Raw genomic sequence first — 12,905 nt, 5'->3', positions numbered from 1 at the left:
AATATCAACCTATATAACTCACATGATCAAAACAAAACCCAAATTTAGAAAAGAGTCGCGATTAGCGCTACTGCTTGTTTGCCTAAGCACCCTGCATGTACAAAGCTTTGCCTATTCTCAAACTGAAAAAATCGATGTTTCCATCCAGGGCGGAAAGCTTGAAGATGTTTTTCAAACCATCAACGCGAAGAGCAAATACAAAATGTTCTTTAGCAAATCGATCTTACCTGACGCCAAGGTCAATATTGTCGGGAAGAAAATCAGTGTTAAAGATATTCTTTCCCAATCGCTTGCCGGAAGCAACTTAACATGGGAACTATTGGACAACAATATTATCGCTGTAAAGGAAAAACAACAAAATCAACGACAAATAGCAGGACAAGTAGTCAACGAAAATGGAACGCCACTAGCAGGTGTCTCTGTGATCATTAAAGACTGGCAAAAAGCAGAATACCGCACCATGCAAACGAGTACAGCGACCGATGTTAATGGACAATGGGGACTGCGTATTCCGAATGACGATGTTATTATTACTTTTTCTTTTATAGGGTATCAAAAGGTCGAAATTCCAGCAAAACAGCTTATTGCGAGTCCTACACCGATCAAACTTAAGCCTGAAGAAGGTAGTTTGGAAGAAGTCGTTGTCATTGGCTATGGCACAACAACACGCCGACTGAATACCGGCTCGGTTGCCTCAATCACAGCGAAAGATATTACTTCGCAACCGGTCAGTAATCCACTCGCTGCCCTATCCGGAAGATTGTCCGGGGTATTAATCGCTCAAAACAACGGTATACCCGGAAGTGCCGTTCAGATCCAGATCAGAAATCAGGCTTCATTAAGCGGTACGACCTCTGGATCCATTCCGCTGTACGTTATTGACGGGGTTCCATTTACCAACTTTAACGGCGGACAACCTGCTACGGATAACCTCAATTCCTTTGGGATATCAGCTTCTTCGGGGGGATTAAGTCCGTTCAGTATGATTAACCCGGCGGATATCGAGCGAATCGATGTGCTGAAAGATGCAGATGCCACCGCGATCTACGGTAGTCGGGGCGCCAATGGTGTGGTCTTGATTACGACAAAAAAGGGTTCTGCAGGCCGCACCCGTATTGGTGTCAACTTCAATACTGGATTTACTGAGGTCAACCGCTTTATCCCCATGTTAAACCTAGAACAATATCTGAGCTTAAGAAAAGAGGCTTTCGCCAATGCTGGCGTGACACCTACTGCCGACAATGCGCCAGATCTTATGTTATGGGATCAAAACAAATCGACGGATTGGCAGAAAATGCTGATTGGAAATAAAGGCCATATCACCGACGTTCAAGCGAATATGTCTGGCGGAAACGAGTCCACACGGTTTTTCTTCAACTCGGGATATAGACGCGAAAGTACCGTATTTTATGGAGACAGTAAAAATAGCCGCTTTTCCTCCCGCCTAAATTTGGATCACACCTCTTCCGATAAAAAGTTTAATGCCGCTTTATCGGTTAGCTATGCCAATGATAATTCGGATATGCCTTCGTCGGATGTGACATCACTCTACAATCTGGCACCGAATTATCCCATTTATGGCGACAATGGAAAATACTACTGGTTACCATCAACGACATTTATTGATAATCCGATCGCCTTGCTCGAACGGAAATACTTTGGCAATACCAATAACCTGATCTCCAATGCCAACTTGAGTTATAAAATCATACCAGGATTAACGGCAAAAGCAAATTTTGGTTACACCATCACCCAATTGAACCAAAATAATCAACGACCAATCACGTCCTTAAATAATACCGTCACTAACCCGCTTGGTGCTTCCAGCTTTTCCAATACAAAGGCCGAAAATTGGATTATTGAGCCGACACTGGATTATGTGAAAAATGTGGGTGAAGGTAGATTGACGGCATTGATCGGAACAAGCTTTCAACAGAACTCATCACGCTCACAGACCACCAATGGTTCCAATTATTCAAACGATGCTCTTTTAGGTTCGCTTGGAGCCGCAGGACAATTTACAGCAAGTAACAACCTTGTTTATTATAAATACAATGCAGTATTCGGAAAAGTAAATTACGACTGGAAAGAGAAATATTTGTTTAATGGAACTTTCAGAAGGGACGGTTCATCTCGCTTCGGCCCTAAAAATAGATTCGGAAATTTCGGCGCAATTGGATTAGGTTGGGTTTTTGGAAAAGAGGACTTTGTGCAGGATAACCTGCCATTTTTAAGCTTTGGTAAGTTGAGGGCAAGTTATGGAACAACTGGTAACGACCAGATTTCAAATTACCTGTACCTCCCGCTATACTCATCAGTAACGCCCTACCTTAACAATCCTTCCATGAACGTGGGATCGCTTCCGAATGAATACATTAAATGGGAAACGACCAAAAAACTGGAATTTGCAATCGATCTGGGCTTCTTAAAAGATCGAATTTTGTTTACAGGAAACTTTTTCAGGAATCGCTCTTCCGACCAAATCACCGATTTAGTTTTGAGCACCCAAACAGGTTACAATAGTTACAAAGAAAACTTACCCGCTTTGATCCAAAATACAGGTTTGGAATTGGAACTAAATACCACCAATGTAACCAATGAAAATTTTACATGGAAAACATCGGCAAACTTGACATTTTATAAAAACAAACTTGTCGAATTTCCTGGAATTGAAAACACCTTCTATGCAAGTAGTTTCTTGGTGGGTGAGCCCCTCAATATGATCCGTTTGTACCACTATCAAGGTGTCGACCCGGCAACAGGAAGAGCTTTATACGAAGATCGCAATGGTGATGGAGCAATTACACTTGATGACCGCTATGTTGCTGACTTAGGTACGCCATTCTATGGTGGATTTAACAATACCTTTTCTTACAAAGGCTTTGAACTTGGCGTATTCTTTCAATTTAATCACCGGTTTGGCTTAACCAAAATCCTCAACTCAAGACCTGGGGCTTTGGTCAATCAAAACGATTACTGGCTGGACCGATGGACACCAACGAACACCAACGCAAACATCCCAGGTGCCATTATTCCAACAATACCTGGCGTATCGAATGATGGGGCTGAATTAAGCAAATCTTACAACCAGTATACCAGTTCTGATGCTGTATATGGGGATGCTTCCTATCTAAAATTAAGGTCGGTCAATTTATCGTACAACTTACCGAAAAGCTGGACTTCCAAACTAAAAATGTCCAATTGCAATGTCTTTATGCAAGGTCAAAACCTCTTTACCTGGGCCAAAAACAAATATGTTTTGGATACCGAAACAACCGTTCAAGGTGGGCCTCCGGGTTTAGGAACTGGAACGATTGCTCAAGTACTGCCACCATTGCGTACGATTGTATTTGGATTTAACTGTCAATTTTAAAACTAGAAACCATGAAATTAAACATCAATAACAATATATTTTTATCCGCCATCACCAGTGCAACGCTGCTTGTCAGCTCCTGTTCAAAATTCGTGGAGTTGGGTGCTCCTCCAAATCAAGTGCTAGCGGGTGAAGCGTTCGCTACGGATGCTTCTGCAAATAGCGTGATCAGGGGGTTGTATACCACAACATTAAGCATTAATCTTCCCGGTACCTCAACTTTCTATACCGGGTTGGCAGCCGACGATCTTCAGTACAATTCGGCCGACCCCAATACTTCCGAATTCGCGAGTAATAATCTGCTGAATACAAATGGTCATGTTGCCAACTTTTGGTACAATACCTATCAGCTTATCAAAAATGCGAATAACGCGATATCCGGTCTCGAAGCATCCACTTCCCTTGCCCCAAGTGTAAAGGATCAACTCTTGGGAGAAGCAAAATTTTTTAGAGCTTATGCCTATTTCTATCTCGTCAATCTGTATGGTGATGTGCCGTTACAGTTGCGCGATGACCTGCATGCATTTGAAGACGCCGCACTTCCACGGACGCCCGCACAGCAAGTTTATGATCAGATTATTGCAGATCTTAAAGATGCGGAGAGCAAAATGGCTCCAACCTATGATGCTACTGCCAGTCCACGAGGACGCGCCAATAAGGCTGCCGCCAGCGCTTTACTGGCCAGAGTATACCTTTACCAAAAAGATTATCAAAATGCGGAATCTTATGCAACTAAAGTTTTGCAGTCAACTGACTACGGTATGCCTACACCTGATAAAAACTTTGTAAACTCGAGCAATGAGGTTATTCTCCAACTTGGAAATCAGACTGGAGTGACCACATTCGGTGCCAATTATATAACGACAGCTACAGTGACACCGGGATACACACTGCCAGATGCTGTATACAACAGTTTTGAGACCTTGCCTACACCTGATTTAAGAAAGACCAATTGGACAAGTTCAAAGACGGTATCCAATAAAACCTATTATGCCATAACCAAATATAAAGCGTCCTCAGGCGCAGGATCCGAATATCACATTATGCTACGTTTAGCTGAACAATATCTTATCCGTGCGGAAGCGAGGGCCAAGCTCGGAAAATTAACAGAGGCAAGAACGGATGTAGATGCCGTACGCAGTCGTGCGGGACTTGCGGGACTTAACACAAGCTTAAACCAAACCCAATTATTGTCTGCTATAGAGACCGAACGCCTCCATGAATTTTTTGGTGAGTTTGGCCATCGTTGGCTTGATCTCAAACGCACCGATCGCGCTAACGCTGTACTGGCTCCAATCAAATCAAACTGGCAAGCGACGGATGTCTTATTTCCAATCCCACAAGCTCAGATTTTAATCAATAGAAGCTTGACACAAAATCCAGGATACGAAAATTAAGGAACTTAAAAATCATATATATAATGAAAAGAAAAATCTTGACGGCTGCTTTCGCGCTTGCGCTAACAGCAGCATTTGCACAACAACCCGCAAAAAACAAATACCAACACTATCTGCCTATTATAGAAAAAGGGACAATAGAGCAAAAGGATTCGCTCGCAAATGTATTAATGAGCGAGCTAAAGACTTATAAGTCTGAAGAAGACTACCGCACGACGATCAATATTCTGCGCTCTTTAGGCAAAGAAGATCTTCAAACATCGGTCGAGGAATTGGCAAAGAAAAAATACCCAAAAGGATCACTAACCCGCGATGCCTTTATAACCAATGTTTTTTACACTGCCAGTACGCCATTGGCAAAAGAGAAAGCGTATAATGAACTTATAAAAAAGTGGCCAGTTAAGAACTTCAGCGAAGAGCCCCTCACCTATGATTATGTAGTGGCTACTTTGGCACAGAGCTTTGCCAACGACGGAAATGCACAAAAAGCTGTACATTATTTGGGCGAGCTCAAAGAACGATTCTGGCGCGGAAACGGCTATATCCCTGTGGGACAAATTTTGTTGAGTGCGGGCGACACGGCAACTGCGGCACCGCTCTTAAAAACTGCCATGGACGATAGCTATTATTATTTAACGCTTCCAGAGAATGAAAAAGATAATAAAGCCCGTTTTGCAGGTATGGGCTATGCGAGCTCCATGTCCGCTTATGTCAATATCCTCGTTGCACAGAAAAAATATGCCGAAGCACTCAATTATATAGAGAATGCTTTAAAAGTCGCTCCAGAACAAGCGGATGGTCTTGCAATGGTCTATTACAAATCACTAATGGGTACTGGAAGAAAGCTAGAGGCCTATAATATTCTGACCAAATTATATGCTAAAGGGCAGTTTGCTGTCGAAAATGATCTTAAGAAATTGTATACCGAATTGAACGGTTCTGATCAAGGCTACGAACGTTTTAACGCTTCCCTGCAAACGGAATTAACGCAGAACATTCGTAACCATATCAAAGAAATGGCAGTTTTTAAGCCCGCACCTGATTTTGAGCTGCTCAATATGAAAGGTGAGAAAGTCTCGTTGAGCAGTTTAAAAGGGAAAGTGGTGGTATTAGATTTTTGGGCAACCTGGTGTCAACCCTGTGTCCGCTCATTTCCGGGAATGAAAGCTGCACAAGAATCGTATGCAAATGATAAAGATGTTCAATTTTTGTTCATGAATACCTGGGAACGCGATAAAAATTACAAAGAAAATGTGGTCTCCTTTATCACTAAAAATAATTATCCGTTTGAAGTGCTTTACGATGATCAAAAAGATCCGCAAACTGGAGAGGTAATGGCGGCGAAATTTGGTGTTAAAGGTATTCCGGCAAAATTTATCATCGACAAAGAAGGCAATATTCGTTACTTTTTAACAGGATCTACACCAAACGTGGACTATATCAAATTAGAAATGAAAGAACTTATTGAGGCGGCTAAGAAACCTTATAAGGGCTGAAAAGACGTCTGCCTCCACTGCGGGGGCAGACATCTTTACAATCAACATTGTGGTGCTATCCCCGGTATGTGAGCCGTACAGCACATAAAATTGAGCTATCGGCAAAAAAACAGCCTTCTTTTGAGTCCTATCTTTGTTGCCATACAAACATGTAGATGACAACAAGAAACAACAGCAATAAGTGGCTTCGATTTTTGAAAAGAATAATCCTAGGACTGGCCGTTTTCATTGCTTTCATCGGACTATACATTATGATGCATCCACAATTTGGCAAAAGGCCTTCGGGCGAAAGACTGCAGCGCATACAGCTATCCAAGCAATTTAAAAACGGGAAATTTCGTAATATGAGTCCAACACCCATGCTCTCGCAGCCTTGGACTGTAGCGCTATACGATTATCTTTTTAAGCGTTCGAAAGAGACAAGTCCCCAATATAATATACCCACAGTACATGTCGACTGGAAGAAACTACTCGAGCAGCCTCATGGACTTGTTTGGTTTGGCCACTCCTCCTACTTGCTACATGTAGATGGCAAAAACATTCTCGTAGACCCTGTATTTAGCGGCAGCGCCTCTCCAATTCCCGGCAGTGTAAAGGCTTTTAAAGGCACGGATGTATCTACTGTATCGGACCTACCAGCGATTGACTTCCTATTTATATCGCACGACCATTACGATCATATGGACTATAAAACGCTAAAGGCATTACAGCCCCGGGTTGGAAAGGTCATTGTTGGTCTTGGTGTTGGTGCTCACCTTGAATATTGGGGCTATCGCCCTGAACAGATCATCGAAAGAGATTGGTGGGATGAGGTAGACCTGGGGGACGGTTTTCACGTAACAGTCGCTCCAGCACGACATTTCTCAGGCCGTGGCATCTTTACGGCCAATACATTATGGGCCTCCTATTCGCTCCAGACTCCCACAAAAAAGCTCTATTTGGGAGGGGACAGCGGGTACGATAGCCACTTCAAAGAAATCGGAAACCAATTGGGACCTTTCGACTTGGCTATTCTGGAAAATGGCCAATATGACCTCAGCTGGAAACATATCCACATGATGCCAGAAGAGGTTGTTCAAGCAGCACATGACCTCAAAGCTTCCGTACTATTTCCTGTTCATTCCTCCAAGTTTGTACTGGCCAATCATGCGTGGTACGAACCCTTGGAGCGCATTTCCATAGAAGCAACAAAACAACAGCAATCCTTGCTAACTCCAATGATCGGTCAGGTGATCAGCATTGATCAGGTTCAGGCGGCGCCCAGCTATTGGTGGAAAAAATAGTGCTAAGCGACTGAATTGATGGTGGCTGGCGTTATCCCAAACTTTTCCTTAAAAGAAGCATAAAAATGAGAAAGGTTTTCAAAACCGAGATCAAGATAAAAATCAGCGGGCTTTTGACGCTTACTTTCAATTAGATAATAGGCCTCGGAAAGACGCTTTTCCTGTAGCCATTTTCGGGGTGATGTCTGAAATATCTTTTCAAAATCACGCTTAAAACTAGCCAAACTGCGTCCTGTCAGCTTGGCAAAGTTTTCAAGAGGTACATTGTACCTGTAATTTTTAACCATAAACTGTTCAAGATCTATCTTATGGGGCTCCGAAAAGTCAAACAAGAGCTCCTTAAGCTGCGGATAACTCTCCAATAGTAAAGTAATTAATTCATAGATCTTGATCTGTTCCATCTGAGGGCTCACACGGTCTGCTGCCTCTGCATAGGGTGTCAGTGATTCAAAATAACTTTTGATAAACAGGTTGCTTTCCAGTACAATATTAGACTCGCCCGCATACTTTCTATCCGAACTTAGATGATGATCCATCGCATACTGCTTCAGCCGATTGGCTTGCAAAACTACCGAAACAGATTTATAGATATCATCTTTAGCGGGATACTTAAAAGCTTTGGCCAATTGGTTTTTGCGGGCGACAACGATCTGTCCTTCAGTAGCGATCATTTTTCCTTTCTGATGGTCAAGATGCGTTTCTCCGGAAATCTGAAAAAAAACGACGTGTTCGGGAATGAACTGTTCATGACCAAATACTTTCTCAAAATAACAGGAATACAAAAAAGCATTCCCAAAATCATTGTCTGCTATACTCATTTTTACTGCTTTAAATTGGCTGTATAAACGGGTTCATACCAATCCAATAGGAGCCCAAGCCTAAAGTTAGCAAATATCCAACACGTTTTAAAGAATACAATTGCCGAGAAGCTCAATTTTTATATCCTATAAAGCTCAAGCCTAAAAATAACCTCGATATTTAACCAATTCAAACTACATCCAAAGAGATTGAGCCACTGGCAATACTGCTGCCTCTATTTCTTTGCGGCAAGCCGCTTGCGTATAATACTGACAAATTCGGGTGAAACACCTAAATAAGATGCAATGTAATACTGAGGTACTCGTTGCGATATAGTTGGATAAAGTGCGATAAATTCGAGGTATCGATCTGCCGCTGGTTTGGCCATCGTATGGATCAACCTATTCTGTAAGACAGCAAGCCTACGTTGGACAAGCATACGAAATACGCGTTCAAATTTTGGAATAGTCTCTAATAATCTCTCTTTAGTATCCGGTGTCAGCATTAAAAATTCGCTATCTTCCAGTGTTTCCATATAGAGACTGGAAGGTGTATGGTAATGAAAAGATGCAATATCACTAATCCACCAATCTTCCACCGCAAAGGCTAACGTTACTTCAAAGCCATTTTCATCCAGGTAGTAGATCCGCACACAGCCTTTTTGCACGTAACCTTCAAACTGACAGATTTCTCCCTCATTCAATAACATGGTCTTCTTGGGAAACTTTTTTGTCGTGAGTATACCCGTAAACTGCGCGATCTCCTCCGCGGTCAACGTAATGCACTTCGACACATTTTTTAGAATGTTTTCGTATATCATTGTATTGTTTTTCGTGTAAAAGACAGTTTGAAATGGTCACGTAATTATACATCTTCATGTAATATATAACCTGCACCATAGATACTTTCGATGTGAAGTTTACGATCTATTTGCAACAACTTGCGAAGCCGGGAGATAAAAACTTCCAAACTTTTACCGTTAAAGAAGTCGGTATTCCCCCAAAACTTTAAGAGCAAATCTTTTTTGCTGACCAACATATTTTTATTCAAAATTAAGTAATGCAGCAGTTCTGCTTCCCTTACGGTGAGTTTTTGCACCTTTTTCACTGCGTTTTCCAGCGTAAACCGTTCCATATTGAGCCTCAAGCTGCCAATCTCCAATTCTAGCTGTAAAACCGGATCTTTCTCGGAAACAGATGCTACTTTCAATAGATTGCGGATCTTAAGCAATATTTCGTCCATATCGAAAGGTTTGGAAATATAATCAACCGCGCCTAAAGAAAGCCCCTTTAATCGGGAGTTGCGCTCATGGAGGGCTGTCAAAAAGAAAACAGGCTGTCCTGGATTGCTAGCAATCATCCGTTGCGCAAGATCAAAACCGTTACCATCAGGCAACTGGATATCGATGATCAGGAGTTTGACAGAAACGCGCTGAAAATTTTCCCAGCCACCTTCAGCAGTACTTTCCCAAAGCACCGTAAATCCTTTGTAGCGCAGATAGCGCGAAAAAACCTCTCCCAAATCGGGTTCGTCTTCGATCAAAAGAATATCAATCTTGTCTTTTGCCATTGGATGCCGCATTACCCATGTAAATATAAAAAATCGTACCCGCACTTGCCCCCTCTTCCATATGAATTGTCCATCCCAAACGGTCCAAACAGGATTTGATGTAATATAGTCCCAATCCAAGCCCCGGTTTATTTCCCGATAATCTTCCCCGATAAAATGCTGTAAATACTTTAGCCCGTTCATTAGGGCTTATACCAGACCCATTATCTGCTACTTGAAGACAGTATTGGTCTTCTGTGCAGCGCCAGGTAAACCAAATGTATTTTTCATTACTGTCATTAAATTTGATGGCATTGGATACAAGGTTGTCTAAGATCGAAAAATAATCATCTAGATCTAGTTTCATTTCAATATCAGACATTAATGCTTCGTATCGGATTTCGATCTCATCTTGATACCGCAAGCGAAGCTCATCCAACAGCTGCTGTGTGAGCCGGTTCAGCGGAAGCTGAACGATTTTTGGCTGTCGCTCCTCTAAGGCAACAGATCCCATGACCTGTTCAAAATAAGCCTTAAGTCGGTTTGCCTGCCGCTCCACGATTAGTCCCAGCTGTGTCACTTCGCGCTCATCTTTGTTGGTGTCAGGGTCGATCAGGCTGTGCGCACTGATCAGTATTGTCGTCAGTGGGGTATTGAATTCATGGCGCATATGGTTGAGAAAACTTGTTTTGAGATCGGCAAGCTTACGCTGGCTGATCCAATTGCTATAAGTCCGGTAACTAAGAAGCACAATGACCGCAATACAGGTCAAAGACAGCAAAAATACGGGTGCCATCCGTTGTACAATCCGCCAGCCCCGATTTTCATAATCTACATATAGGCTATAGGTAAACCGATAGGGACATGGACTTTTATCACTCACCGATAGTTCAAATACCCGATTATTAAGCCCCGGATTTTCTAGTCGACCAGCTATGGCGCCAGCAGGATTATCACGTTCCGTTTCATAAAACACCTTCCAAACCTTAGCTGTGGAATCGTAAACTTCCAATTTATCAAAATGAAACAGGTAAATAAGATCTTTATCAAGTTGCTGTTCCTGTACGATCTGCTGAAAAATACTATCCAGTGATTGCTCTTGCCGCAAGCGTTTGAGAAAAGGTTCCATACATTGCTGAGCAAATTTAGAGGAATCTAATGTACCAGTAGGCACCTTTTTAGACCAGATCGAAAGACATGGCACCAATGAAGTTTGGAATATCGTGTTACCACCGGGGAATATCTTATCGTCCATTACTGCAGCACCATAGGCATTCTGAATCAGATTGAGCTGTCCAATCTGGTAATTTTTATCTTCAAGCTTATACGTATTGAAGATCAAAAAACCGATCAACAGGGTCAAGATCAGGAAGCTGGTGCCAAATGCCCAGGGATATATATTTCTACCGGCGCTGTTCATGGTTTAAAAATAACATCTATTTATCGATCCAAGATACCATTAGGCTTTTATTAGGCTTTCATTAGGTTTCTATTAAACACAAGATACTTCTTCTTTCCCTATCTTTACAGCCTAACAAATTAGCAAATTATGTCCAAAATTTCCCAGACACTACTCTGTCTATGTTTCCTCCTGCTGGGCCAAAGCCTGTTTGCGCAAACCAGTTTTTCAAAAAAAATACTTGAGCAGAGCCAGCTCGATTTTGTCAATCTAGGATTTGGCATGTTTATCCATTACGGGATGCCAACTTTTATGGAACAGGACTGGTCAGACCCCAATGCTGCTCTTGAATTGTTTAAATCACCCAAACTCAACGCAGACCAATGGGCCAAAGCGGCCAAGTCGGCAAATATGAGTTACGGCTGCCTGACAACCAAGCATCACAGTGGTTTCCCGATCTGGAACACCAAAACTACAGATTATAATGTCATGAATACACCTTTACATCGTGATGTTGTTAAAGAGTTTACTGAAGCCTTTCGCAAAAATGGTCTTCGGGTAATGTTGTATTATTCGATACTGGATATGCACCAAGGTATACGGCCGCACACAATTACCAAAGCCCATATCCAGCTGATCAAAGATCAGCTGACCGAATTGCTCACTCAATATGGAGAAATTGACGCCTTGGTGATTGATGGCTGGGATGCCCCTTGGTCACGCATTTCTTACGACGATGTTCCTTTCGATGACATCTATTACCTCGTCAAATCATTACAGCCCAAATGCCTATTGATGGACCTCAATTCCGCAAAATACCCCGGTGATGCCCTCTTTTATACAGATATCAAATCTTACGAACAGGGAGCGGGGCAATTTATTTCCAAAGAACACAACAAACTCCCTGCTATGGCCTGCCTTCCCTTGCAGCAGAATTGGTTCTGGAAAACCTCATTCCCAAATACTGCCGTTAAGGATGTCAATGAGCTGGTTGAGAAATTCATTATCCCCTACAACAGTGCCTATTGTAACTTTATGCTCAACGTAGCCCCAAACAGTGATGGTCTCATGGATCAGAATGCGCTCGACGCCTTAAAAAAAATCGGCACATTGTACAAAAACAGGCCCAACTACAGCACCTTACCAGACTACCAAGCTCCTATTGTCGACCACAATATCGCTAAGCAAGTACCTTCATACAGCAGCTGGAGTGACGATATGAATATCATGGATTTTGCTAACGATGATAACTTTGGAAGCGCTTGGGTCTCCAACCCGCTCGTTAAGGGGGAGCTGTGGTATGAAATGGATTTTGAACGCAGCAAAAGCTTCAACAGTGTCGTTATTACCGAAGGGAAAGATCATCCTTCACAATACAGTCTATCTTACCTGAAGGATGGTAAATGGCAACCTATCGCAGCCAAAGCCGTGCAGCAGGGGCGCATCAAGATGTTTCGCTTTGACCAAGTATTGGGACAAAAATTACGTTTCAGCATCAAACCTGAAAAAGATCGCGCTGTCGTTCATGAAATTGGGGTATATCAGGAGCGTCGATAGCAACAGCAAAATCCGATAATTCTGATTTATAAAAGTTTAATATTTTCACATAAC

The 12,905-nt window shown here is 42.3% G+C and carries 9 protein-coding genes; 5 read left to right on the top strand and 4 right to left on the bottom strand.

The window, feature by feature from the left end; translation table 11 throughout:
• Positions 1 to 22: 22 nt before the first annotated feature.
• The 4 genes from B3E00_RS05735 (at position 23) to B3E00_RS05720 (ending at position 7,549) form a co-directional block, all read left to right on the top strand.
• Entirely contained in the window at positions 23 to 3,373 is a 3,351-nt protein-coding gene (locus tag B3E00_RS05735; protein WP_293937608.1) for a SusC/RagA family TonB-linked outer membrane protein, read from the top strand.
• A gap of 11 nt (positions 3,374 to 3,384) precedes the next feature.
• Positions 3,385 to 4,770, top strand: a complete 1,386-nt coding sequence (locus B3E00_RS05730) for a RagB/SusD family nutrient uptake outer membrane protein (protein WP_293886679.1) — start codon at positions 3,385 to 3,387, stop codon at positions 4,768 to 4,770.
• Positions 4,771 to 4,793: 23 nt separating this feature from the next.
• Entirely contained in the window at positions 4,794 to 6,266 is a 1,473-nt protein-coding gene (locus B3E00_RS05725) for a redoxin domain-containing protein (RefSeq protein ID WP_293886680.1), read from the top strand.
• Positions 6,267 to 6,421: 155 nt separating this feature from the next.
• Positions 6,422 to 7,549, top strand: coding sequence for an MBL fold metallo-hydrolase (locus B3E00_RS05720; RefSeq protein ID WP_293886682.1), 1,128 nt, complete (start codon positions 6,422 to 6,424; stop codon positions 7,547 to 7,549).
• 2 nt (positions 7,550 to 7,551) lie between these two features.
• On the opposite strand, the gene B3E00_RS05715 is transcribed toward B3E00_RS05720, so the two are convergent.
• From B3E00_RS05715 to B3E00_RS05700, 4 genes are all read right to left on the bottom strand, one after another.
• Positions 7,552 to 8,367 (bottom strand): helix-turn-helix domain-containing protein, encoded by an 816-nt coding sequence (locus B3E00_RS05715; protein WP_293886684.1) that lies wholly within the window; start codon positions 8,365 to 8,367, stop codon positions 7,552 to 7,554.
• A gap of 215 nt (positions 8,368 to 8,582) precedes the next feature.
• Positions 8,583 to 9,167 (bottom strand): Crp/Fnr family transcriptional regulator, encoded by a 585-nt coding sequence (locus tag B3E00_RS05710; RefSeq protein WP_293886686.1) that lies wholly within the window; start codon positions 9,165 to 9,167, stop codon positions 8,583 to 8,585.
• Positions 9,168 to 9,211: 44 nt separating this feature from the next.
• The gene (locus tag B3E00_RS05705; RefSeq protein ID WP_293886687.1) at positions 9,212 to 9,916 is read right to left on the bottom strand and encodes a response regulator transcription factor; all 705 of its coding nucleotides are present in this window, start codon (positions 9,914 to 9,916) and stop codon (positions 9,212 to 9,214) included.
• A complete protein-coding gene (locus B3E00_RS05700; RefSeq protein WP_293886689.1) occupies positions 9,897 to 11,315 on the bottom strand; it encodes a sensor histidine kinase in 1,419 nt (472 codons plus the stop codon). Before B3E00_RS05700 ends, B3E00_RS05705 begins: the two co-directional genes overlap by 20 nt.
• Before the next feature lie 129 nt (positions 11,316 to 11,444).
• Between B3E00_RS05700 and B3E00_RS05695 the strand changes: the two genes are divergently transcribed.
• Complete coding sequence (locus tag B3E00_RS05695) at positions 11,445 to 12,851, top strand: alpha-L-fucosidase (protein WP_293886691.1); 1,407 nt, start codon at positions 11,445 to 11,447, stop codon at positions 12,849 to 12,851.
• Positions 12,852 to 12,905 lie beyond the last annotated feature (54 nt).

This window comes from Sphingobacterium sp. UBA5996 (assembly GCF_002429765.1).
In the GTDB taxonomy this organism is placed as follows: domain Bacteria; phylum Bacteroidota; class Bacteroidia; order Sphingobacteriales; family Sphingobacteriaceae; genus Sphingobacterium.
The sequence above is the reverse complement of the archived record's forward strand: the minus strand, read 5'-3'. Positions and strand labels throughout refer to the sequence as shown.